The sequence below is a fragment of the Nostoc sp. genome, from assembly GCF_036917635.1.
In the GTDB taxonomy this organism is placed as follows: domain Bacteria; phylum Cyanobacteriota; class Cyanobacteriia; order Cyanobacteriales; family Nostocaceae; genus Nostoc.
Genome location: NZ_JBALCW010000008.1, coordinates 45,003 through 70,957 on the forward strand (window position 1 = coordinate 45,003; position 25,955 = coordinate 70,957).

General features: G+C 39.7%; 18 protein-coding genes. 7 read left to right on the plus strand and 11 right to left on the minus strand.

Features of this window, described 5'->3' with window-relative positions:
• The first annotated feature begins 255 nt into the window (after positions 1-255).
• Complete coding sequence (locus V7K32_RS01175) at positions 256-1,065, plus strand: prohibitin family protein (protein WP_334989568.1); 810 nt, start codon at positions 256-258, stop codon at positions 1,063-1,065.
• Positions 1,066-1,167: 102 nt separating this feature from the next.
• On the opposite strand, the gene V7K32_RS01180 is transcribed toward V7K32_RS01175, so the two are convergent.
• From V7K32_RS01180 to V7K32_RS01190, 3 genes are all read right to left on the minus strand, one after another.
• Complete coding sequence (locus tag V7K32_RS01180) at positions 1,168-1,626, minus strand: hypothetical protein (RefSeq protein ID WP_334989570.1); 459 nt, start codon at positions 1,624-1,626, stop codon at positions 1,168-1,170.
• Positions 1,627-2,139: 513 nt separating this feature from the next.
• Positions 2,140-2,904, minus strand: coding sequence for a phosphatase PAP2 family protein (locus V7K32_RS01185; protein WP_334989572.1), 765 nt, complete (start codon positions 2,902-2,904; stop codon positions 2,140-2,142).
• A 143-nt stretch (positions 2,905-3,047) separates the two neighbouring features.
• Positions 3,048-4,289 carry a hypothetical protein gene (locus V7K32_RS01190; protein WP_334989574.1) on the minus strand — a complete coding sequence of 414 codons (1,242 nt, stop codon included), beginning with the start codon at positions 4,287-4,289 and terminating at the stop codon, positions 3,048-3,050.
• Between the two features lie 459 nt (positions 4,290-4,748).
• Here V7K32_RS01190 and V7K32_RS01195 point away from each other — a divergent pair, with 459 nt between their 5' ends.
• Complete coding sequence (locus tag V7K32_RS01195; protein WP_334989576.1) at positions 4,749-5,006, plus strand: hypothetical protein; 258 nt, start codon at positions 4,749-4,751, stop codon at positions 5,004-5,006.
• Between the two features lie 292 nt (positions 5,007-5,298).
• Here the strand turns inward: V7K32_RS01195 and V7K32_RS01200 are convergent, their stop codons facing one another.
• From V7K32_RS01200 to V7K32_RS01215, 4 genes are all read right to left on the minus strand, one after another.
• The gene (locus V7K32_RS01200) at positions 5,299-6,033 is read right to left on the minus strand and encodes a glutathione peroxidase (protein ID WP_334989578.1); all 735 of its coding nucleotides are present in this window, start codon (positions 6,031-6,033) and stop codon (positions 5,299-5,301) included.
• Positions 6,034-6,110: 77 nt separating this feature from the next.
• The gene (locus tag V7K32_RS01205) at positions 6,111-7,061 is read right to left on the minus strand and encodes an alpha/beta fold hydrolase (protein ID WP_334989580.1); all 951 of its coding nucleotides are present in this window, start codon (positions 7,059-7,061) and stop codon (positions 6,111-6,113) included.
• A 22-nt stretch (positions 7,062-7,083) separates the two neighbouring features.
• Positions 7,084-7,905 carry an SDR family oxidoreductase gene (locus tag V7K32_RS01210; protein WP_334989582.1) on the minus strand — a complete coding sequence of 274 codons (822 nt, stop codon included), beginning with the start codon at positions 7,903-7,905 and terminating at the stop codon, positions 7,084-7,086.
• A gap of 132 nt (positions 7,906-8,037) precedes the next feature.
• Positions 8,038-8,523 (minus strand): glutathione peroxidase, encoded by a 486-nt coding sequence (locus V7K32_RS01215; RefSeq protein WP_334989584.1) that lies wholly within the window; start codon positions 8,521-8,523, stop codon positions 8,038-8,040.
• Between the two features lie 484 nt (positions 8,524-9,007).
• On the opposite strand from V7K32_RS01215, the gene V7K32_RS01220 reads away from it, so the two are divergent.
• A complete protein-coding gene (locus tag V7K32_RS01220) occupies positions 9,008-9,463 on the plus strand; it encodes a DUF2141 domain-containing protein (protein WP_334989585.1) in 456 nt (151 codons plus the stop codon).
• Positions 9,464-9,465: 2 nt separating this feature from the next.
• Here V7K32_RS01220 and V7K32_RS01225 read toward each other — a convergent pair whose 3' ends face one another.
• The 3 genes from V7K32_RS01225 to V7K32_RS01235 all read right to left on the minus strand — a co-directional run bounded on the left by V7K32_RS01225 (position 9,466) and on the right by V7K32_RS01235 (position 14,548).
• On the minus strand, positions 9,466-10,602 hold the full coding sequence (locus tag V7K32_RS01225; protein WP_334989586.1) for a peptidoglycan-binding protein: 1,137 nt from the start codon (positions 10,600-10,602) through the stop codon (positions 9,466-9,468).
• 375 nt (positions 10,603-10,977) lie between these two features.
• Complete coding sequence (locus V7K32_RS01230; protein ID WP_334989587.1) at positions 10,978-12,045, minus strand: DMT family transporter; 1,068 nt, start codon at positions 12,043-12,045, stop codon at positions 10,978-10,980.
• A gap of 853 nt (positions 12,046-12,898) precedes the next feature.
• Positions 12,899-14,548: a Ppx/GppA phosphatase family protein gene (locus V7K32_RS01235; protein ID WP_334989589.1), complete on the minus strand. Its 1,650-nt coding sequence runs from the start codon at positions 14,546-14,548 to the stop codon at positions 12,899-12,901.
• A gap of 635 nt (positions 14,549-15,183) precedes the next feature.
• On the opposite strand from V7K32_RS01235, the gene V7K32_RS01240 reads away from it, so the two are divergent.
• The 3 genes from V7K32_RS01240 (at position 15,184) to V7K32_RS01250 (ending at position 18,490) form a co-directional block, all read left to right on the plus strand.
• Positions 15,184-16,065 carry a 4-hydroxybenzoate solanesyltransferase gene (locus V7K32_RS01240; RefSeq protein WP_334989591.1) on the plus strand — a complete coding sequence of 294 codons (882 nt, stop codon included), beginning with the start codon at positions 15,184-15,186 and terminating at the stop codon, positions 16,063-16,065.
• Between the two features lie 72 nt (positions 16,066-16,137).
• On the plus strand, positions 16,138-16,905 hold the full coding sequence (locus V7K32_RS01245; protein ID WP_334989593.1) for a DsbA family protein: 768 nt from the start codon (positions 16,138-16,140) through the stop codon (positions 16,903-16,905).
• 910 nt (positions 16,906-17,815) lie between these two features.
• Positions 17,816-18,490, plus strand: coding sequence for a hypothetical protein (locus tag V7K32_RS01250; protein WP_334989595.1), 675 nt, complete (start codon positions 17,816-17,818; stop codon positions 18,488-18,490).
• A 143-nt stretch (positions 18,491-18,633) separates the two neighbouring features.
• Here V7K32_RS01250 and V7K32_RS01255 read toward each other — a convergent pair whose 3' ends face one another.
• Positions 18,634-19,590 (minus strand): molybdopterin-dependent oxidoreductase, encoded by a 957-nt coding sequence (locus V7K32_RS01255; protein ID WP_334989597.1) that lies wholly within the window; start codon positions 19,588-19,590, stop codon positions 18,634-18,636.
• 330 nt (positions 19,591-19,920) lie between these two features.
• On the opposite strand from V7K32_RS01255, the gene V7K32_RS01260 reads away from it, so the two are divergent.
• On the plus strand, positions 19,921-25,539 hold the full coding sequence (locus tag V7K32_RS01260) for a trifunctional serine/threonine-protein kinase/ATP-binding protein/sensor histidine kinase (protein ID WP_334989599.1): 5,619 nt from the start codon (positions 19,921-19,923) through the stop codon (positions 25,537-25,539).
• Positions 25,540-25,955 lie beyond the last annotated feature (416 nt).

Sequence of the window (25,955 nt, forward strand, 5' to 3'; positions counted from 1 at the left end):
TGCCTGTATATATATTGAACACATTAACTGCTCAGTTATATGAAAATTGACTTAGAGCCAAAGTTATAAGAGTATAGCCCGAAGAAGCTTACAACTCCGTATGTGTCTCTAAGTAGGTAGGCGTAATTAAACATAAGATAAAACCTCACCCTCAATCCCTCTCCGAACTCGCAAAGAGGGAAGCCGAATTGAGGGTGAGGTTTTATATTTAATTTGACTAGTTACTTATGCAAGACACATACATGTTTCACACAGATGAAAAAAAATACAACTTTTAACAGTGCTGGTAAACTAACTGCTCTTTTGTTCCTAATAACTCTCCTTCTCACGCCTTGTGTGATTGTAAATGCAGGTGAACGTGGTGTATTGATGAAATTTGGCGAAGTACAAAACCAGATATTAGGTGAAGGACTTCACTTAATTATTCCTGTAGTTAATACTGTAAAAAAGTTGAGTATTCGAGTCCAAAAACAGGAAATTTCGGCTGAGGCTTCTTCTAAAGATTTACAAAATGTTTTCACTGATGTTGCTATCAATTGGCATATTATTCCCCAGCAAGCAAATGCTATTTTTCAAGAAATTGGAGATGAACAAAATGTAGTTATTCGGATTATTAACCCAGCAGTTGAAGAAGTGCTAAAAGCAGTAATGGCAAAGTATACTGCTGAAGAAATTATTACTAAACGAGGAGAAGTCAAAGGCGGAGTAGATGATGCATTATCCACACGATTGGGTAGCTATCACGTTGCAGTTGATGATATTTCTCTAGTTCATGTCCGTTTTTCTGAAAGATTTGGTGAAGCGGTGGAGGCGAAGCAGATTGCTGAACAAGAAGCAAAACAAGCAGAGTTTATCGCCTTGAAAGCAACAAAGGAGGCTGAAGCAAAAGTCAATTTAGCAAAAGGAGAAGCTGAAGCACACAGATTATTACGTGATGGTTTAACTCCCGAAATTCTGCAAAGGCAAGCAATAGAAAAATGGAATGGTAAGTTACCATTAATTATCAGTAAGGAGGCTCCAAAATTGTTGAATTTAAGTGAGTTTTTAAAATTTGATGAAAATTGAGATTATTTTTCAATGATTTGCTTTATACTGAGACGATTCAGATCGCCGACTTCTTTAATAAGTCGGCGATCTTTTTGTTATGTATAAATGTGATAAACTAAATTAACCGTTGGAGAATAAAATAGGAGAATCAAGTATTTTCAACTGGAGCAATAGCATAATCAACAAGGTATAAGCTGTTGAAGAAATTAAACCGGTGATTAATTCTTTTTTGAGGTTATGTTGAGGTTCTTTTTGAAAAATGTCTTTAGAACCGAATTGCATCAAGAGAATCCCCACAATATTAGAGAGCCAATATCCGATAATTGAACAAGGTAGAAGTAATTTTGGGGAAAGTAAACTACATGCATACCCAAAACCATAAGCTATTGGCAAATTAAATAGTAGGTCATTCCACCAACATAGGGGTGACAATAAATATCCTAGTACTAAAAAGAATCCACCTCTGAGTTTTTTGAAAATGTCTTTTTTGAACTCTTTTGGAGTGAACTGTTCTAAGTCCTCCAGAGTTGTGTCTCCTGCTACATTCAACTCTTGACTGACGTTTTGGAGGCTTTCCATAAAAACCCATTATTTCTATCGGCTTACTGTAGTTTAATATATAAACTAAACCAAAGTCTAGTAAAGGAGAGATTATATTTTGGCTTTTTTATGCTGAAAATTTTACCAGTGTATAGTTTCAGCAAAATAGACGTTTTGATTTATATCAGAGATGCGTGAGTGCAAAGCCGAATAGCCAGCACAACTCTTGGAGACGCTGCGCGAAGGACAAGCTTAGTGAGCATCGGAGACATCGAATCTTGCAAAATCTGACTTTGTTCTTTGATAAGCTGGAAAACATCTAAGTAGGTAGGCAAGATAAAACCAAACTATGTAACGAAAAGTAAAATCTCTGTATACTGAGACTCATGTTAGAGTTTGATTTTTTTCTGTGTCTATACGTCATATCAAATCCGGTAGCATCTGAATGATTAAAAAATCGCTCCAGACGCAGAGGGAGAGGAAAGAGCAATAATTTTTATACAAACGGATTTGATATCAGCCTAAAAAATAAGCTTTTAAGCAGACATAATATTACTCCTTAGTTATCAACTCTCTTTCTTCAGGGAGTAAAGTAGTTTCATCCTCAGGGCGATCGCCATTTACGGTGGCTATAGTTCTAGAGGGTTTGATAATTAGACTAACGCCAATTGTCCAACCTAATGCAACCATCCAACCCGCGAGAATGTCACTGGGAAAATGTACCCCCAGATAGAGACGACACCACGCAATAGCTATTATGTATAAACTGCCGAAGATGAGAACCAACCAACGTCGGGAGCTATCCCAAGTTAAGAATAGCAAAACTGCTACTACAGTTACACTCGTCATCGCATGACCACTGGGAAATGCAAAACTAGACTCAGGCGCAATAGACTGCCACAATTGTGGACGCACTCGATGCATTAATTGCTTTGCTGTGCGGTTGATGATCACACTTCCCACTGAGGTGGTGAGTAAATAAGCTAGCGATCGCCAGCGTTTTTGAAGTAATAATATTAGTGCGATCGCAGCTAAAATCGGTATCGCCGTCCAAGGCAATCCAATTATAGCTAGCATCACTGCTAAAACATCAAGCTGTGGGTTTGCTGTAGAATGAACTGCTAACAGAATAGGCACATCCCACGGGAAGCCAGGTTGATTTTCCCATATTTTCACTGTCAAAATTTCAAAAACCTGCAAAGGTAAGTATACTCCTATCAAGAGGAGTAAGAGCGATCGCCAACGGCCAATCAACAGGTTTTTCAGAAAAGAAAGAGGCGACTGACTCTCTATATTGGCTTTTTTCACTTTTTCCATATTAAGTTCGTTGTCATCAATTAACTAAAAGTTATTTCTTAATGTCATCTATCAGTAGACAGTTTTAGTTATTTTTAATCAAAAACATCAAACAAATTTAATAGTGTTGTTCTGAATTAAGCATATCGAAATCACGACACCGATTACAAAATATTAAGATTTTGAGAAGCTCCACAATGTTTACAATACGGCAAGTTTTTATATGTAAGATTATGACAGTTTTGACATTCAATGTCTTGATAATAACCACAGTGCGGACAGTAAGTATCAAGTTGTCGAATTTTCTTGGCGCAATTTACACAGTGTGATTTTTGGACTCGGCTAGCTGCCTGGACTTTAACGTTAAAGACAACTTTTTGAAAAAACTGAATAATTCCAAAACCGATAATTGGAATCAGTAAGATATAAACATAATTTATTAAGAAAACTAAACCACCAAAAAGGACGCTAATAATATCAAAGAAAAATTTAAATATTGCCCCGACTTGAAAAAATTCAAATATTTTAACGATTAGTGGAATAAAAAAGATGACTAGCAAATGCCAGCTAATTAGCGAGATTAGTCCAAATCCTCTTCTTTGAGCAAATTTGTGAACTAATAAAGCAATGAGAATCAACGGTAGAAGAAAGACAAACTCAAAAGCAAGCTGGATACTTGGATACCAAAATGATGCATGTTGATAGCCTTTGTCAACTTCTTGGAAGTGATTATCATCTTTAATAAAGGTTATAAAACTAATGCTTTCCGGTTTGGCAAGCAGTTCATTTTTAAGAGTATAATTTTCTTGTTTAAGGGTAGAAATTTGGCGATTATTTTGTTCTAATGTCTGTTTAGCTTTTTCAGCACTGACTTGATTAATTGATTGTTCACGACCCTGACCTGCAATTTTTTCTAATAGCGTTGAGTCATATTGGGCTTTAATAGTGCGATTGGCTTGTTCAAGCGTACTGATTTTCGCTTGTTTTTGCTCAATAGTTTTGATGATTTGCTGCTTGTCAGGGTTGTTAATTTTATCCTTGTAGTCGGCATATTGCAAACACGTTTTAGAAACATTACCCAGATGTCCTGCTTCGGCTTGTTGATAGTTTCGCTGAAAACTGAGTTGATTATTCGGATTATCTGGCAATGAAAGTTTAACAATTTCATAGTCTTTATCTTGAGTGGTTTTTGTCCGGTAATTTTGCCACTCTGAATAACATGGATAAGCTTGGGTCGGGCTGATATGCCATCTGCTAATATCATCGAGTCCGCTAAAAACATTAATCAAGATAAAAATATCAATTAAAATAATAACAATCAAGCTTACTTTATTCAGTGGTTCGTTATTGATTGTCCTTGAGTTCCTAAAAAATTGGTTCAAAATTTGACGGATTCTAGCAAACATATTGTATGTTGAATAAATTGAAATTCAATTTTAGATGATAAATAGTGAATATAGCGGTTTCCATTCAGATGCGGTACAACATTATATCGCCAGGTGTAGGGGCATGGCAGTGCCATGCCCTTACCGATGTACCTCACATAAACGAGAACCGCTATAGCTGGACAAAAATACATTTACCCATCTGAAGATTTGTTAATTGCTGACTTGAAACTTGATATATAGGAATCCGGTTTGATTTCTGAAAATATGCGTTTGATGTGTTAGCGATAGCATAACGCATCAAACCCTTGATAATAGTGCGTTACGAACTCCGTTCTAACACACTCTACAATATGTATCAGGTTAGATGTTTTCAGTTGAACCACGAAAACATCCAAAAAATCACTGATGCTATAAAGCTAAAATTTTTACAAAATATAAGCTGATATCTACTTAATTTCAAGAAGTATGGGATTGATTGTGGTGGTTCTGATCATCAGCTTATCACTTGTCTTAATTAAACTGTGGTCATCTCAACCACGGGGCAAGGGTTCTAAGCCATACTTCAGTGACCCGAAAAACAGAAAACTGCAAAAACGTTTACTGATTTTACTTAACGGTGATGCGACAACAGCCGAACGATTACTTAAACAGCAGCGCCAGAGGCGTCCGAGTGAATCCGATGAATGGTATTTGGAGAAAGTGATTTATGATTTGGAACGCGATCGCCGTTGCTAAAACTCAATTATCCAAGCACGATCTTTGAATCCGTTGTATAAACGCACATCTGTGCATTTGTGTCAACAAAACCCTAGAAATATCTTAAATGTTGGCTTCCTCACCCGCACCCGCCTGGAAGTAAAGTTCTTTGGCTTTTAGCTAAAGTCTACTTCAGTAGACTAAAAATTTTTGGCTATATTTAGTCATCAACAGAAGACTTCTGCTATTAGCCAAGGAACTTCAGTTCTTTGCGGGACATCACTTTTAAGTTAATTTGACACGTATGACATCTGTGCGCCCCTAGTGAAAACTATTTAGCGGCGAAGTAGGCTTCTAATGCCTCAGAACCACCAATTAATTTACCATCGATAAACACTTGGGGAACTGTTGTCGCACCTGTAACTGCTCGTAAGGAACGTGTGGTGATATCCTTACCCAAGGTAATTTCCTCGTAGTTGATATCATGTTCCTTGAGCATCGCCTTAGCACGCGCACAGAAGGGACAACCCACTTTGGCAAACAGAGAAACGAGTTCAGGCTTCACTGCTTGGGGGTTGATATATCTGAGCATTGTCTCAGCGTCGGATACCTTAAAAGGATCTCCTGGCTCGTCTGGCTCAATAAACATTTGGTTAATTACACCATCTCTTACCAGCATCGAGTAGCGCCACGATCGCTTCCCAAATCCCAAGTCTGATTTATCTACCAGCATCCCCATCACTTCAGTAAATTCACCATTACCATCGGGAATGAGTGTAACATTTTCTGCTTCTTGATCTTTTGCCCATTCGTTCATTACAAAGGTATCATTGACAGAAATACAGATAATGTCATCAACCCCATTTTCTTTGAAAACTCCGGCCAATTCGTTATAACCAGGGAGATGAGTTGATGAACAAGTCGGTGTATAAGCACCTGGTAAGGAGAAGACAACCACTGTCTTATTAGTAAACAATTGATCCGTTGTCACATCCACCCACTTGTCGCCCAAGCGTGTATGAAAAGTGACATTGGGAACTCTTTCTCCTCGGCGATTGGGGAACATAATGTTGCTTGCCTTTAGTAATCAATTCCAGTCATAACCTATCATGGCAACTCTGGTATGATCTAACTATCAATCAGCTAAAAAATTTCATTAATAAATGGTGCGATCGCTGCAACAAATTCAGCAGTTGATTCATAGGGTAAAACATTGCGCCCATTTATTTTTATACCTCGACCTTGAGGCAAACTGGCGAGGTAGTGAGTCAAGCGTTCGTCTGGCGTTTCTTTTTTACCTTTTTGACTAATACTCGATGCAGTCTCCCCCATCACCGCTAATGTTGGTTCCTCAATAGAGGCGATAGAATTAGTATAATCCTGTCGCCAGAACCCTGCTAGAAAAGAAAACACTGCATAACGACTAGCAGGATTTTCTGCACCTGTAAGCAATGTATTCAACCACTCTGCATCCACAGCATTCTCAGAAGCAAAAAGTTGACGAGTCGAGAAAGAATGTAAAAACTTTCGGGTGCGTGCATAGCGATAAAAAGCACTTCCAAAAGGTGAGTCTAACAGATTCCAAGTAAATTTTTGCCGCCATTCTGGTGATTTATTTGTCATCAAAGCCCAGGTTGGAGGCCCAGAGAGGACAAGTTTGGCAATTAAGTTTGATTGCTTTTGGACTAATGCGATGCCTGCGGCGGGCAAAGCCAACGCAACTGGTAATAAAGCACCTTGTACTACTACAATCACAGGTTTTTGCACTACTGTTTGTAAAAAGTGCTGCAACTGTTCTGCCCAATCACTAGGAGTATAAGCCATATAAGGCATATCACTTTCGCCACATCCTAGTAAATCAGGGTTGTAAATTAAATTACGCTGACCTCCATTATACCATTCGCCGCAAAATCGCTGCCAAAATTGCCGCGACAATCCAACGCCAATCGGATGAATTAACAGTAAGGGAATGCCTTCAGGTGTTGTGTTAGTTGGTTGATGAACTTCGTAGGCGCAACGATAATTATGCCAAGTGTAAAACTGGCTAGGAGATGCTGTCAAATTTGTTGTGTTAGTTATACCAGATGGTTGCATAATTCCTAATTTTTAATACTTCCTAAAAAATCATCTGTGGATGAATTAACTGGTATCCAGCTTCTTTGAGCTTTTCATTCGATACCAAAGCATTATATGGACGGGTACTTTTAATAGAAGTATCCCAGATAACTTTGGGTAAATTATGTTTTTCAAATAAACTATCTAGCAAATCCCGACTGGTGAGATGTGCATCATCTACCAGATTATAAATCCCTTGCAAACGACGGTGACGGGCAAATTCTATCGCACCAACAATATCATCCAGGTGAATCCAATTTGTGATATCCTCGCCGCCGGGACGGGTTGTACCAGAATATCTGCTAAATATTTTCACCAGTTCTCTATCAGGGCCATAAATTCCTCCTAAGCGAAAAATACAAACGCGGAGATTTTCGCTAGATGCTGATAGCAGCACATCCTCTGTTTTTCGCAGAATTTGTGCATTTAAATTAGCGGGTGCAAGCGGTGTTTCTTCATCTACCCATACACCATTTCTGTCACCATAAACTGCATAGCTACCTGTGTATATTAATTGTTTTACACTCGGAACCTGCTGTAAGGATGAAACTAAAGTTTGGGCAGTTTGTAGATAAGTTTCTTCATAAACTTCTGCACCTTTTGCACCAACGCTCAAAAGGACAACATCTTGATTGTACAAAATTGATTTTAGAGTATCTAAGTCATTACCACGGCTAACTACAACTCTTTCGGATACTGATTTAAGTGCAGGGACACGCTCAGAGGAAGTTGTGGTTACACTGACAACAAAATCCCTCTTTTCCTGCCAATATTTAGCAACTTTATAACCAACATAACCACAACCAATGATTGCAACTTTCATGACAAATTAAACACAAATAAATTAAACTACTTCTTGAGACAATATTCTCAATTAAGGAACTGGACGTAAATAAATCTAACATTCTATACCTAACAGTCAATATGACATAACTTTTTACTTAATGATTAATAACTATTTAGCTAATTCTTTCTCAATTATGGCAATGATTTCTGGTGAATTTGGCTGGACACTACTATTAAATCTAGCTATCACTTCACCTTGTTTATTAACTAAAAATTTTTCAAAGTTCCAAGCAACAGTTCCCGTTGGCTCAACGGCTTTGGTAAGTTTCTCATAAAGTGGATGCTGCTGCGAGCCTTTGGCATGAACTTTATCGAATAGTTCAAAGGTAACACTATATTTACTCGTGCAAAATTTCACAATCTCTTCATTGCTTCCTGGTTCCTGCGCTCCAAAATCGTTACAGGGGAACCCCAAAATACGTAACCCTGTTTCTCCATACTTTTGGTTCAACTTTTCTAACCCCTCGTATTGCGAAGTATAACCGCAGTAGGATGCCACATTGACAATTAACAGTACCTTGCCGGTATAGTCGTTTAATTGTTTATCCTCACCATTGATCGTCTTAACTGCAATGTCCGAAATTGTGTTACTCATCTTGAATCTGATTTATAGGGAATATTGCCAAGTCTCCCATATTACAGGTACTTTAAACCCTCTTTTTTTCAGGAAATTAGATTTGTTAGCCTTGTTTCCTCCTAGTGTTCTATTTAATTCAGGCTATAAGCTTGTATGGGAGTTTCGATAGATTTTTCCGTCATTGATTACTGCTTAATGAGCAAGGCTATATTTAACGACAAGCCAGAAGGTGGAGAGTCTTTGCTCAACTAGTAGTCTGTCAAGCCAACAATGCTTAAGTAAGCCAAGTTTTAGAATCTTTCTCTCTGTGTTCTCCGTGCCTAGAGCGGTTGGTTATTTAATCCAAGCATTGCTCCCGCTTGACTTCTATCCGACTTATTTAGACAAAATATAGCAGGATGCTTGCGAGTATTGACTCAATAATGCCACCATGAATCTGCCCGATCGGAATCAAAGTTAAAACTTAATTTCAGCAAAACTTATTTTACCTTAAGAAATTTTTATGGTTAGAGGATTAAGAATTAGTATGATGCTATTGGCAGTTATAGGAAATCTGGCGTGGTCATTTAGTGCCAAGGCAAATTTTAACGGCAAACTCACCGTAGAAATTGATGGCTTGAAGAATAAACAAGGACAAGTGTGTGCCAGTATATTTGCTAACAGTAAAGGATTTCCTAGCGATGGCGATCGCAGCTTACAAAAGCAGTGTACCAAAATTACTAGCACTCCCTTAATCATTACCTTTGAGAACTTGAAAGCAGGTAGTTACGCCGTTGCTGTCTTCCACGATCAAAATAACGATGGTACTCTCAATAGGAATGTTTTTGGTATACCAAGCGAAGGCTTTGGATTTTCCAGCAATCCAGAAATTCGCACAAGGGCTGCCAAATTTAGCGAAGCAGTATTTTTGGTGGCTGGGCCAAACACTGATATCCGCATCCAATTGAAATATTTTTAGGTTTATTCTTGTGAATCGTTATGTGAATCTTCTGGTAGACTTTGTTGTTCCGGCAAACCACGCATTCGATTCATCTGAGTTAAAGCATATCGTGCTGTTGCTTGCACCTCGGCATCTGGGTCATCTAAGGCGTGCTGCAACATCTGACTCATTTGACCCATCATGTCATAAACGCGCGTCAGGTCACGGATCGCATTTTGCCGTACTTGTGGACTTTCATCTTGCAGTGACATTGCTAAACCACGGTTCATTGGTTTAAGTGTGCGGATGCCAATTTCTGCCAAAGCTGCCAAAATTAAGCTGCTTTCTTGAGAATCGGCATCAATCATCAGGTCAACCATAGGCTGAATTGCCCGCGAATCTCCCTGTTGACCCAAATCCCAAATGGCCTTGCGCCGCTTCGTTGGGTCAGAACTGCGTAAGTCTTGAATTAATTCGTCAACAATATTGAGTTTAACAAGCCGGGAAGTTTTTTCTGGTAGCAGTAATTGTGTAGTGAATGGTGGCGTAGCTGTTTGTGGATTAGTTACAGTCTCTGGGGAGGGTGATGTCATGGGGTTTTTGTTAGCTTCACTCAAACTTTTAGTCTCTGATATTTCCGATTGCACTTGTTTGGACTGACGAAACCACTTCAGCAGGTAAACAAGTGCGCCAATACTTCCTAGAACTGCGATGGATAATATTAACCACCAGATAAAACCTTTCTCCCTTGGCTTGGGTGTTGTAGTTGGTTGGGAAGTCGCAGCAGCATCAATAATTGGAGAAGCAACAATCTGATTTTTGGCTACCATTGCTGCTTGCAGTCTCCCCCTAGTCGCCAGCCCAGCAAGACCATCTACTTTTAAACCCTTTGCTTTCTGGAATTTAGTTACAGCGATTTCCGTACTGGTGTTATACTCTCCATCTACCACCCCACTGTAGTATCCCAACTGCTTTAATTGGGTTTGTAATGTCTGTACATCTGATTTTCGACTACCATATCTCAAAACACCCGAACTAGCAGCGACTGGCGAACTAGCTTGTGCAAGTTCTAAAATTTCAGGTGCTAGGTTAGGTGTTGCTGTGCTTGCACGATTTGGGTAAAAACCCACGCAACAAAAACAGGTAAATATCAAAATTGAGGAACGGCATAGCCTCATATTGCAAGTTTCAGCCTGAAGGTGCTTTTGAAGTATTCGATACCACAATACCTTCAAGATTACCAAATTACCAAATGTTAACTGTCATTTTTTATTGGGCATTGGCCAAAACATTGCTGAGTTAGGAGTTAGGAGTTAGGAGTTAGGAGTTAGGAGTTAGGAGTTTGGAGTTTGGAGTTATTCTCCCCTCTGCCCCACTCCCCACTCAGCACGGGCTAAACCCTAGCTATTCGCTAACCGAACTCAGCACTCTTGAGGGGCATTGGGCATTGGTTATTAATTCTTGTCCCTCATCCCCCTACTGAATTACGAACTTGTACTGAGCGACTTGCCTTGTTGAAAGTCGAAAGGAGCCGAAGTATTACGAATTATCAGTTAGGGTAAAATTTCTCGTTCAGATTCTCTCACTCCAAAAGTTATGGGGTTTAATTTTTTAGCAGATGCTTCTAAAACTGGTTGCTGTATATTAGCTATTTCGCCGACAGTAACTGTGTCGTTTTGCGCTGCTAAAGTATCACGTTGATTAATCAGATAGATGCTGATTAAAGTTAGGAAAACACCTACCCACTGCAACGGACTGAGGACTTCTGAGAGGAAGAGATTGCCGAATAGTAGTGCAAAGATGGGTGTGAGGAAGGTGAGGGAACTAAGACTGGTGAGACTGCCACTAGAGGCAAAGTAGAAGAATAATCCGTAGGCGATCGCACTGCCAAATACGGTAGCATAACCCAAAGCCACTAAATCAGATGCTCCCAGATTCTGCCATTGCTGAGATTCGACAACTGATGAAACTCCCCATAGTGGCAATCCACCCAAAATCATGTGCCATCCCGTAGCGGTTACTGGGTCAGAATGTCGGCAGACAAACCGAATCAAGACTGTTCCCACTGCCATTGATAGCGCTGCTAACAACATCAACCATTCGCCACTAGCAAACAAATCTTGCCAATTGCCAATTGTAATATTTGCGCCTGAGTCAAGAAAATGTAAAATCAACTCATCAGGTAAGCCGATTAAACTAATGCCTGTGACACCCAAGCCTAGCCCCAGCCATCCCCAAAAACCAATATGTTCTTGAAATAGCCACAACGACATTAAGGCAACAGCCAAGGGTTGCGAGTCAATCATCACAGACCCTAACCCCGCACTGGTTCTAACTAATCCCTCTGCCAAAAAACTTTGAAACAGCGTCCCATCTATGAGCGCAAATAAGGCAATCCACAGCCACGCAGCCCAACCCTTCGGCTGGGGTTTACCCATGAATGCTCCTGCAATCAGAATTAACATCCCTGCTGGTATCAGACGCACTCCCGCCATAAATAGCGGTGTGGTATGGGGTATTACTCCTTTCATGGCTACCATTGCCGTTCCCCATAGGAAAAAGGGGGCAATTAAGAGGAGAGGGGCGAAGGGAAGTTTAGATGCACTTAGTTTCAGTTGCATGGGTTTGCTGATGCCTTTGTTGTAACAAGCGCAAAAATTGCTTTACCCAATTTTACCGAAATTATGTAGTTTTGCGTAGGCATAGCCCGTCGTAGACATCGCCTCTTTACTCGCACCAGAACTTTTAAAATCTGGCAAGCCTAGTAGCACTGTCGCACTAACCCTGCCATCTTCTTCATTTTCAATCAGTACATCTTAATTTAGCTTAGGTATAGTTTTAGTCGGGGAAGTTTATACAGATAAATTAATCAGGTTTTTCATATCAAGCTTTGATCTCGATCAAAGCTCCCAAACCTGATGAATTATCACAATCAATATGTGTAATCTTTATGGTGAAGTCTGAGTATTATCACTCGATAAAACTGAGCAATTTAAACTGTTTAATTAAAATTTTACATAACGATATCTAAGTTTTCCCAGCTTAGATATCCAATAGCAACATAACCCGACTTTCCGCACTTCATCGTGTAATATGCGTAGATTTCCCATAGGTGGAAAAAAATGGTTAAATCAACAACATAAATCGCCAATGGTATTCAATATTAATACTTAATAATTTGAACATTATTAGGAATTTTTATTGAAAAGATAGATAATACATTTTGAAGTGCGGAATGTGGGATAACCTAGAGTAAATAGACTATTAACTATATATGTAATTTTAATTCTAATCTTGGTTTTTAAACTCTTCCTTTAGGTTGTTTTTAAATTCATCCTTAAGTTTAACTAAACCTATATAAATTAACTAAAATTTTGAAAGCAAATGCGTTAAATACAGATGATTTGTAGTGGCGCATATATGTGCGTTTATGCATTTAGCAGGTGCGTTAAATTGCGTTAACGCACCTAGTATTTAAGACAATTTAGCAACGCTAGACTTTTCTAGAGTCGCTACTAATTTCACTCCAAATTCTTCCTCAAATACTCCTTTTTTATAATCTAAGCTCCAAAGTTCTAAAGCACAATCATCATCAGGTTTAGATGGAAAAATCAGTAAATTCACCTGCTGAAATTGTGGATAATACTCACATTGGACTTGAGCGATCGCACCAATTTGTCGCCTATCTAATGCCACTGCCAATCTCAGAATTGCACTCAATTGACCGATCATTTGTCGCTGGTGTTTAGTCAGTAAACTCTGATAATTTTCATGTTTTTTCTTGGGCGGCGATTTGCGATGATAACGCGCTAAATTAGCAATGATTTCAATCTCGGTTTCTGTATAACCGAGTAATTCTCCATTGCAAATTAGATAGTAAGAGTGCTTGTGGTGAGACGAATGGCTGACATAATGACCGCAATTGTGTAATATTGCAGCTGCCCACAACAATTGTCGCTCATCAGATCCCCAGTGGTGTAAAGTACCTTGAGTTTGGTCAAATAAACTCTCGGCAAATTTTGCCACGCGATCGCTATATTCTAAATTGACGTGGTATTTATTAGCGAGTTTGAGTATATTGCGTTCCCGAACTGAACTTTGGTAGCGCAGCTTATCTTCAATTAAACCGTGGGTTAGCATCCAGTCTACAATTACGCCTTCCCGCAGTGAACGCTCACAAACTGTAACTGATTCACTACCCAAAAGCATCATTGCTTCCTGTAATATTACTGCACCAGCGAGTATAACTTCAGCCCGCTTCTCTGGCATACCGGGAATCGCAGCCCTTTCTGAATTATTCAGTTTCCGCAAGCGATTTACCAACTCTTGCAAGTCTTTAAGACTGTACTCGTAGCCATTGAGAATCGAAGGAATAACACCCGATTTTTCTCGTGCATGAATCATCGCCAGCGTTTCAATTGTGCCAGCAGTACCCACCAAACGCGGAGATTCCCCAAACTCTAGGTTTGCTAGTATCTCATCCACAGAACGTTCTAACATCCCGCGTGCATAAGCTTGCAGGTATTGAAATTCAGTGTTACTGATCGGATCGGTGGTAATTAACTCGCTAGTGAGTCGCACTGCACCAACTTTGGTACTGGTGAGAGTGCGCGCTTGGTGACTATCACCCAAAATTAACTCTGTGGAACCACCGCCAATATCAATAATGGTATGGGGCTGGTTGTTAAATTCCATCCCCGACAGCACGCCAAGGTAGATTCGTCGCGCTTCTTCTTGACCAGAAATCAAGTCAACGCTTAAACCCAACTCTGTTTTTACTCTCTGCAAAAAATCTTTACCATTGGGGGCTTCTCGCACAGCGCTAGTTGCTACAGCAATGATTGTTTCAGCATTGATAGTTTTGGCAACTTCTTGGAAGCGTCCTAAAGCAGCGATCGCCTTTTCAATTATCTCTGGTTTAAGTTCCCCAGTCTTAAGATTGCGATCGCCTAGTCTGACAGTTTCTTTTTCTCTAGCGATAATGCTAAAAGCTGGTAATGTGGGATCAATCTTGACTACTACCATGTGTAGAGAATTTGTTCCCAGGTCAATGGCAGCAATAATCCGATGTTGCTTAGGTGGTTGAGTTGGAACACTCTCCCAGCTAGAAGCTAAATTCAGCATCTAGTTTTCTCTCTTTATAAGAAATGATGGCAAACGGTGGTATGTCGGGCTAGCTGGCACTGATATTTGTTGCAACTTACTCAAACTGAGTAGTAAGTACTCAGCACTAGACCTATTGCAAAAGTCCCTAACACCCCACCCCCAACCCCTAAGAGCTTTTCGGGAGGGAAGACAAAGCTACGCTTTGTCTCTTTGGGGTTCTTGTTTTTGATTTAGGGACTTCCAAATAAAAAAATACTCAACTATTTCTTGTGGGGTGGGCATCTTGCCCGCCCATATACAAGGGCGGGCGAGACGCCCACCCCACAAGATTGGGTAATTTATTTGTTGGAAGTCCCTTATGCAAAAGGTCTACTGAGGAAATTAAAAAATACTCAGCACTCTTCATCTTTGGTCGAGGGTAACTCAGCTAAGTATATTCGTCTTACTGCTTCTAACCGCACTAACTATTTAAAGATATTTTAAAGTTGCCACTTGAGGTTATGCTTTTACAAATAACAAATAACGTTATTCTATAAATGTAAAGATGTGTAAATTAGAGAATAGGAACTAGAGAAAAGTTTTCTTAATACGCAATCCTAAATATACAATACCCTGTCCCCATCCCCATACCCCACTCCCCACTCCCCACTCTTATGTTAAGGACGCCAGAACGCCCCCAGCAACCAGTTTGGCTTGTAATTATCAAGCTTTTACGCTGGCATAAACCAGAAGGACGGTTAATTTTAATGATCCCTGCTCTTTGGGCTGTATTTTTGGCAGCTTCTGGGAAACCGCCTTTACCTCTGGTTGCTGTGATTATATTAGGTACTCTGGCTACGAGTGCCGCCGGATGTGTAGTCAATGATTTGTGGGATCGGGATATTGATCCAGAAGTAGAGAGAACACGCTCACGCCCCCTTGCATCTCGCGCTTTGTCTGTGAAAGTTGGGATTGTAGTTGCGATCGCCTCCCTAGCATGTGCAGCTATTTTGGCATTTTATCTTAACCCCCTGAGTTTCTGGTTATGCGTGGCAGCAGTGCCTGTAATTTTGCTTTATCCAGGTGCAAAGCGGGTGTTTCCTGTACCGCAACTGGTGCTTTCCATCGCTTGGGGTTTCGGCGTGTTGATTAGCTGGAGTGCAGTCACACAAAACATCTCCCAACCAACTTGGTTACTTTGGGGCGCGACTGTACTGTGGACATTGGGATTTGATACAGTTTACGCCATGAGCGACAAGGAAGACGATCGCCGCATTGGGATTAATTCTAGCGCTCTATTTTTTGGAAATTATGCCCCTGTAGCTATAGCAATTTTCTATGCTGGCACAATCTTGTTATTGGCTTGGTTAGGTATACTCATACATCTACACTTAGCCTTCTTCCTTAGCCTTGCAGTTGCTACTATCGGATGGATTTGGCAGTCTGTGCGATTAAGACAGCAAGACTTACCTAATCCTGTTTATGGTCAGATGTTCCGGCAAAACGTCTGGATTGGTTTTATTTTACTTGCTGGGATGATTGCTGGATCTTTTTAAATTGAAGTTTACTTTTAAGTCGAAGCGAATGCGCCTCTATAGATAAAACAAAAAATATTTATGGGTTTTTGTATGCGTACATTCTTTGATTGGTTTAGTCCCTTATTTCAATATCTACGTACTTGGACAGCAATAGGTCTGCTAATTTTGGTTTTTACCTGGTCATTTCCTGCACAAGCTGCTAGCCGCATTGATCCGCAGTTGGAACAGCAAGTATTACAAATTATCCGCGAACATCCTGAGGCAATTATCGAATCTGTTCAAGCATATCAGCAGCAACAACAACAGAAAGTCAAGCAAGCACAACAAACATTTTTACAGGATTTAAAGGCGAATCCTCAAACAGTGATTGGTGACTCTCCCACCACAGGTTCAACTCAATCAAAAACTCTGCTAATAGAATTTTCCGATTTTCAATGTCCCTATTGTGCTGAGGCGCATAAAACATTGAAACAATTGTTAGCAAAATATCCTGATAAACTAAGATTAGTTTACAAGAATTTACCGTTGTCTTCAATTCATGCTGAAGCATTGCCAGCTGCAACAGCAGCTTGGGCGGCATATCAGCAGCGCAAATTTTGGGAATATCATGATGCACTATTTACTAATCAAAAGCAACTAGGTCAGCCGTTATATTTAGATATTGCTAAAAAACTGAAGCTAGATTTGGGTAAATTTAAACGTGACCTGACTCTTGCTACTCCCGCAATTACAAAAGATATTCAACTAGCTGAAAAATTGGCTGTTTCTGGCACACCTTTTTTTGTAATTAATAGTCCAACTTTTTCAGGAGTGGTGCAGCTAGCAGATATCGAAAGTATATTGACTAAAGCTAAGTAAATTACTCTGTTTGAAAATAACCTCTCACTGTTTAAGTAGCTAGGCGTAAATATCGCGGTTTTCAGTTGAGTAGGTACAGAACCCCTCCCCGCTCTTTGAGAGCTTGCTCTGATATAGATATAGGACTCTGATTTGATTTGTGAAAACATACTGAGACTGAAAAGCTCATTTTATCAGGGTTTTATCTAAAATCTTGTTCAGAAATCAGATATGAGTCCCAATACTGCTCGGATAAGACTAAAAACCTTGTGTAGAGACGCGAAATTTCGCGTCTCTACAGGTCTAAAACACTATCGAAAAATCTTTAACCGAGCAGTATTGATATGAGTCCTATATAACTAATTTGATTAGGAAAAGCTATAAATTAAAGTTTGTAGTAAAGTTAAAGCAAAAAATCTTAGAAGATTTGCTTAGTTTAATATATTAAAAAACACCCTAGTAAAACAGAAAATACTTAAATAATTACAATATTAAAAATAGAAAAACCGTAAATTGACTAATTTACAAGCCAGAAACAGAATGAATAAGATAGTTGCAGGTAATTATTATATATGACTATCTAAATTAATTAGTAAGTCATAAGCTAGATAATCATCAAAAAGGGGATAGGAATTATCAATCGATATTGATGAATTCATCCCTAAAATTCGCATTCTGAATTTAACAGATTTTGAACAAAATGGGCAAACAAGAACAATAAGAGAAATTATTCGGTAAGTATTTGCCAGAGGTTACTTCTCTTATAAGGGAGAGCCAAAACATTAAATGTGCAATTAGTTGGTATACCAACTGGATAAACAAGCTGGTTATTTATCTATTATCTATCTTTAGGAGCATCAAAATGAAGTCAATTCTTGAGTTGATCGAAAAAAAGAATCAGGAATATGCACAGTTGCCGTTTTTTAAGTATATGGAAGACGAGACAATTGACCCACGGCAGAGGTTGGCATTTTCCCCTGTGATTGCTCCGCTTGCAATGGAGTTCAGTGAATTGTGCAAAAGAATTCTTAGAGATGAGCCAACGACTAATTACATTCAGGAGATGGTCAATGTGCATACGCACGAAGAACATTTCCACTGGCAATGGTTACTGGAAGATATGGAGAAGATGGGAATTGACTATCCTATGCGTTTCAGTGATGCAGTTCGATTTCTGTGGAGTGACCATACCAAGGTTTCCCGTTCCATGTTACCTCTGTTCGAGCGGTATGCTCGTGGAGCGCATCCAATTATCAGATTAGTTGCCATTGAAGTCTCTGAAGTGACAGCGAATGTCTTTTTCCGTTCAACTATGTCTGCGGCACTCCAACTACAAGAGATGACTAATACAGAGTTCCGTTATTATGGAATGCGGCATAACCATATAGAAAATACTCATACTCTTCATACTCCTGCTTCTATGCAAGTAATGAAAGAGATTGAAGTGCCAGAGGAGATTCATGAAAAAATACTGGAATTTATTGATGTGGCGTTCCAGTATTTTACAGACTTGATCAATGAGTTTCATGCGTATATTCTGACCCATTCTTATGAAGTACCCTTTGCTAGAGTTTATCAATCAGAGCAGTTGCTAAGTTCTGTGTAAGTAAGTGGGCGCAAATAATCATCACTGGCTGGTAGTTACGCTAAAGCGCAAGAGGGCGCAACTACGAGCCAAATACAGAGATTTTACTTTTCGTTACATAGTTTGATTTTATCTTACCTACCTACTTAAGAGGGTACCATTACTTATTTAACGGTAATTGCTACTGCATAAACAGCATTGCGTTCTTCCTGAATCGGTTGAATTGCTTTATTACAGTCAGTGGCTCGACTCATCAAGTTATATTTTCCTGGGGTTGGTGGAGTCCATTGAAATGTGAATCTTTGCCAAGCATATTGCAACCGTGCTTCAACTTCGGCAGATTGCCAAGTAATGCCGCCATCCGTACTGACATCAACTGACCAGATGCCACTGGATGCCCAAGCCCAGCCCCAAAGTGTTTGAGGTTGAAGATTTAGTACCTGATTTTGGTGAGGATGAACAATCACAGACTCTGGTGCAACTTCCCAAACGGGTTTTAAAGTTGCAGCATCCTCTCCAACTCGATCATTATAGAAGGTTGTTGTAAAAGTTCCTGGCGATCGCTTATCTGTGACATAAATATCCGACAGCCATTTCACCGAATTTGTGCCATAGTAACCTGGAACAACAAGCCGCAACGGGAAACCTCTCTCTATCGATAGGGGTTTCCCGTTTAGCTTATACGCCAGTAGCACATCCTTCTCTAATGCTTTTTCTATAGGAATATCTTTAATATAAGAATCACTAGAAACTCCCTCATAAACACCGTGGTCAGACCCGATAAACCAGACATAACGTGCAAGAGATTTAACTTGCAATTGATTAAGAATTGCTCTAAAAGAAACTCCTCCCCATATAACATTACTGATAGTTCTTGCCGGAACTTTAGGTTGGAGGGGATTACCGGAACATTGGTGAAAAACGGTTAACTCACGATACTCCAAACTTAGTAACTTCTCATATGACAACTCAATAGTTTGCTCTACTAATCCCGAAATTTTCAACCTCCATTGATTAATGTCAATATTTGGAATTCCCATGTGGCTGAGAACGAACAATTGGTTTTCAGGAGTAATAAAAGACTCAAGATCGTGAACACCTAGTGGAAATTTTGTAATCATTCCCACATAGCTCATGCTCTTGTTTTTTAAAATATTATCGAACTCATTCATTTAAGTAACCCGGCAAAAAGTAAGTTTTAATATTTTCATACCAATTCTCTATGAATATGCACATAATAAAAAAAATGTCAACTCCATCTATGCAGGCTCACATAAATTTGGTATCATAGTGAACATTACAATGTGACTATGGCTTAATTATTAGCTACTTTCAATCAGACTCCGATACATAATTCAACAAATTTTTTGCCAGAAATATTGGATAAATTGTGATCCAGCTGATGAATTAGGGAAAACTACACTCAGATTATTTATCTAGTCATAACTTTTATGGTAAACAATCGAGTGGAGATTCCTGGTTATCGAATTGGTGAAATGATTTATACTAGTACTCGCACCCTGGTTTACCGAGGTTGGCGAGAATCGGATCAAACCCCAATTGTGATTAAACTCCTTAAAAGTGTCTATCCCACCCCTATTGAATTGGCTGAATTCAGGAATCAGTACGCAATTACAAATATTTTAAATGTCTCCGGTGTGGTTCGGATATATAGCCTAGAGACTTTTCAAAATCGGCTTGCCCTGATTTTGGAGGACTTTGGGGGAATTTCTTTGAAGGAGTACACTGCTTTTAGAAGGAAAGCACTCAATCAAACAGATAATCAAGAAAATTCCTTATCTGTAGATCCTGATTTATTGACTGAGTTTTTAGAGATAGCGATCGCACTTGCCGATATCCTTGGGGATCTCTACCATCATCAAATCATCCACAAGGACATCAAGTCTGCTAATATCCTGATTAATCCCACTACAAAGCAAGTCAAACTCATCGACTTTAGCATTGCTTCGCTACTAACCAGAGAAACCCAACTTTCAACCAGCCCGAATGTCTTAGAAGGAACTCTTGCCTATCTCTCCCCCGAACAAACTGGGCGAATGAATCGAGGGATTGATTACCGCACTGACTTCTATTCCCTGGGAATCACCTTTTATGAACTATTGACGGGGCAATTGCCATTTCAATCTAATGATTTGATGGAATTAGTGCATTGCCATATAGCAAAACAACCAATGGCTGTTGATCATCTCAATCCTGCTATTCCTCACCAACTGTCAGAAATTATCAATAAATTGATGGCGAAGAATGCTGAAGATCGCTATCAGAGTGCATTAGGGCTAAAGCACGATCTAGAAACTTGTTTGTGTAAATTAAAAGAAAGTGGCAATATTCTAGAGTTCAAATTAGGTCAAAAAGATGTTTGCGATCGCTTTGTAATTCCTGAAAAACTTTATGGCCGTGAAGTAGAAGTCGCAAAACTGCTAGCAAGTTTTGAGCGAGTGCGCCAGGGAACTTCTGAATTGATGCTGATAGCAGGTTCCTCTGGCATTGGTAAAACGGCAATTGTCAACGAAGTTCACAAACCCATTACCCGTCAGAGGGGATATTTTATTAAGGGCAAATTTGAGCAATTTAATCGTAATATTCCTTTTTTAGCTTTAGTTCAAGCGTTTCGAGACTTAATGACCCAATTACTCACAGAAAGTGATGCTCAAATTGAACAGTGGAAGACCAAAATTTTAACCACATTGGGTGAGAATGGTCAAGTAATTATCGAGGTGATTCCAGAACTCGAACGCATTATTGGTAAACAGCCTTCTGTCCCGGAATTATCCGGCAGTGCTGTTCAAAGCCGCTTCAATCTCTTATTTCAGAAATTCATTCAAGTATTTACAACTCAAGAGCATCCCCTAGTAATTTTCCTTGATGACTTACAGTGGGCAGATTCCGCTTCTTTCAAACTGATGTATCTGTTGATGAGTGAAGCAAGCAACTCTTATTTATTAGTGATTGGAGCATATCGAGATAATGAGGTTTCATCTGTACATCCCCTAATGTTGACCATTGAGGAGATGCGCCAAGAGGCGATTGTAGTTAATAACATTGTTCTTTCTTTGCTTACTCAGACTCAACTCAATGAGATGATTGCGGATACACTTAAATATTCAGCAGAACAAGCACTGCCGATTACCAATCTGGTATATCAAAAAACCAAAGGAAATCCATTTTTTACTAACCAATTTCTCAAATCACTGCATGAAGATGGGCTGATAACGTTTACTACTAAAACAGGAAATTGGCAGTGTGATATTACGCAAATTAGGATGCTTTGTTTTACAGAAGATGTTGTGGAGTTTGTGACACTGCAACTCCAAAAGTTACCACCGCAGACTCAGAATATTCTGAAATTGGCTGCGTGTGTTGGGAATCAATTTGATTTAGAAACCCTGTCTGTGGTGTATGAAAAATCTCCAGCAGAGACTGCATTGGCTCTTTGGCCAGCCCTTAAGGATGAATTAATATTATCTAACGGGGAAGGGTATAAATTTTTTCAGCATGAGTCAGCCATCAAGACTAGTTCCTTATCCTGTCAAAACAATCTGCAAATCACAAATGGTACAGAATCAATAAATATCAGTTACAAATTTCTCCACGATCGCATCCAACAAGCTGCTTATTCATTAATTCCGGCAAATCAGAAATCAGCAACACACCTCAAAGTTGGTCAACGGCTGTTGAGAAATACCCCAGAAACTAAGCTAGAAGAAGTCATTTTTGAAATTGTCAACCAACTCAATATCGGGGTAGAACTAATCATAGACCAAGGCGATCGCGATCGCTTGGCACAACTCAACCTACTGGCAGGACGGAAAGCCAAGTCTTCTACAGCTTACTCAGTAGCAATTGAGTATTTGACCAGCGCGATTAGTTTATTGAGAGCCAACTGTTGGCAAAGCCAGTATGATTTAGCTTTGGCATTGCACGAATCAGCTGCTGATGCTGCTTACCTTGGCGGTACGTATGCACAGATGGAAAAATTGGCTCAAACAGTCATGCAGCAAGCGAAAACTCCACTGGATCAAGTTAGCATTTACGAAACCAAAATCCAGGCATATACAGCTCAAAATGATGTGCTGGGAGCAATTGCGATCGCTAGGCAAGGAATGAGTCAGTTCGGCTTGGTTTTCCCAGAAATACCCACCACCCAAGATATTCAGCAAGCCCTTACGGAAACTGCTGTCTTGATTGCCGGACATGATATTGCCCAATTGGTAGACTTACCCTTCATGACAGCAAAAGACAAGCTAGCAGTTACCCGAATAGCAGCTAACGTGGCTCCAGCTGTTTACATTGCCGAGCCAAATCTGTTTCCCCTAATCATCTTGTCCCAAATCAAAGCATCAATTCAGTATGGCAATGCTCCATTTTCTGCTTTTTGTTATGCCTGTTATGGCATTCTGTTAAACGGAATTCTTCAGGATATTGAAACAGCCGATCGAGTTGGCAACCTTGCTTTGGCACTAACAGATAAATTTAATATTAGCGACATCAAACCCACAGTATTTTATGTGGTCGGTGCTTTTATCACCTATTTAAAATCTCCTCTGCAAAAATCCTTACAATTGATGCTGGAAGGTTACAAGATTGCCTTGGAAACCGGGAACGTATACTACGTAGGTTTCAATACGAAAGACATCTGCCAGTATTCCTATTTCCAGGGTCGAGAGTTGAACTTGTTAGAGCAAGAAATGCGGGCTTATGGTCATGTTTTGGAAAATTTTAAGCAAGGCACAATCCTCAACTACTGTCGGATCTTCTGGCAAACAGTTTTGAATTTGCTTGGCAAAGCTGAAAACGTCTGTAATCTTACAGGTGAGGCAGTGAACGAAGCAGAATTTGTGACTCAATTTATTAATGCCAAAGAGTTTACCGGGCTGCACTATTTCTCGTTGCACAAGTTGATTCTCTGTTATCTATTTGAAAACCTTTCTCAAGCAGTAGAAACTGCTGCTCAAGCTAGAGAATATCTAATTGCAGGCACGGGTTATGCCACTGTGCCGATATTTTATTTCTATGATTCACTGACAGCTTTAGCGGAATATTCAAAAGCTACAGTTTTTGAACACAAAAAGCTGCTGGAACGAGTCACAGAAAATCAGAGCAAAATGCAGATTTGGGCGCACCATGCACCGATGAATTATTTGCACAAATTTGAATTAGTAGAAGCCGAACAATGTCGGGTTTTGAGAAAAATGGGGCAGGCTGTGGATCTCTACGATCGTGCAATTACTGGATCAAAACTAAATGGCTACATTCAGGAAGAAGCCCTAGCCAATGAACTGGCCGCTCGATTTTATCTAGAATGGAACAAGGATCTGCTCGCTCAAATGTATCTAGCAAATGCCTATTACTGTTACCTCAACTGGGGAGCAGTAGCTAAAGTCAAGCATTTGGAACACCAATATCCTCAATTGTTGGCTGCGATTCTTCAGCAACAGGAAACTAGTTCTTCAACTCTCAACGGAATTACGACAATTGGATTGACACACAGCAGTTCTAGTATGACTGAAGCTTTAGATTTAGCAACAGTCATCAAAGCCTCTCATGCACTGGCTGGAGAAATTGAATTAGAAAAGCTGTTGGCGACCTTAATGCAGGTTGTAATCGAAAATGCTGGGGCTGAAAAATCCGTACTCTTGCTGCTTCAAGAAGAGAATTGGGTGGTTGCGGCTCAGAAAAGCAGTAAAGCAACCACAGAAATGAGTATTGCAAATCAAAGTCTCCACCCAGACGAGCAATTGAGTAAAAACCTTGATGTAATCAACTTGCACTCTTTTCCTCTTTCGGCCAGTCAAGATATTCCAAAAGCGGTTGTCAACTATGTCTCTCGTACCTGCGAAACCCTTGTACTAGATGATGCTCGGACAAAAATCCATTTTGCCAATGATCCCTACATCATTCAATGGCAACCGAAAAGCTTGCTATGTACACCTATTCACAATCGTGGCAAGCTTATTGGCATCTTATACCTGGAAAACAATTTAATGACTGGAGCCTTTACCCAAAAACGTCTTGAGGTTTTGCATCTGCTCACTGCACAAGCTGCCATCTCGCTGCAAAATGCCATACTTTATAACAATCTAGCTTTGGCAAAATCCCAAGTTGAAGAGTATAGCCATAGCTTAGAGCATAAGGTACAGCAGAGAACTCAAGAGTTGAATCAGAAAAATCAACATCTGTCGGAAACTTTAGAAAAACTTCAGCAAACGCAAACCCAACTGATTCAAACTGAAAAAATGTCTTCACTCGGGCAAATGGTGGCAGGTGTTGCCCATGAAATTAACAACCCTATTAATTTTATCTATGGCAACCTCACCCATGCCAATGAGTATTTTCAACAGATGTTGCACATAGTTGAGCTATATCATCACTACTATCCTCAACCGTTTCCTGAGATAGAGGAAGAACTAGAACTAATAGATTTAGGCTTCCTCAAATCAGACTTACAAAAATTGCTGGAATCAATGAAAGTAGGAGCAGTTCGCATTCGTCAGATTGTCCTTTCTCTCCGTAATTTTGCCCGTTTGGATGAGGCTGAAATGAAACCTGTCAACCTTCACGAAGGAATTGACAGCGCTTTGCTAATTTTGCATCATCGTCTAGAAGAAAAACCATATCGTTCAATGATTAATGTGATTAAAGAATATGCAAAATTACCAGAAGTCAATTGCTACGCCAGTCAGATAAATCAAGTGTTTATGAATATTCTCAGCAATGCTATTGATGCTCTAGATTCGTCATTTACCAGAAATGAAGGAGCAATTACTAATGAAGGTCAACAAACAAAAATTCCCACAATTCAAATCTGCACTAAAATGGTTAATTCTAATACAGTAAGCATTGACATTTTAGATAATGGAATTGGGATGTCTGATGAGGTTAAACAGCGTTTATTTGACCCATTCTTTACAACAAAAGCTGTTGGTGCTGGAACGGGCTTAGGATTATCGATTAGCTATTCTATTATGGAAAAACATCAGGGACGACTAAGTGTAATATCGGAACTAGGGCAAGGGACAGAGTTTTCACTTTTACTTCCCTTAAATTAGTTTTTTATTACCCAATCATCTTTGTGCAAGTAATATCATGTCCGCATAAATAGTTATGCTAACCATAGTCATTAGACCCCACACGCCAGATGCTCCACTTGGGGAGACCCCAAGAGACCGCACTGACTCCCCTTAATCCCCTCCCCGCTTTTCGGGAGGGGAGACAAAGCATAGCTTTGGCTCTTTGGGGTTCTTTGGGTTTAAGAAGCAATCAAGCGGACATGATATAAGTCGGCGTAAATAATCATCACTGGCTCGTAGTTGCGCTTTAGCGCAAGATAGCGTAACTACGAGCCAAATACAGAGATTTTACTTTTCGTTACATAGTTTGGTTTTATCTTGCCTACCTACTTATCTAATTTGGGAAGCGACTCCAGAAAATTAGTACCACAAAATTTATTAGAGGAACTGTCCGT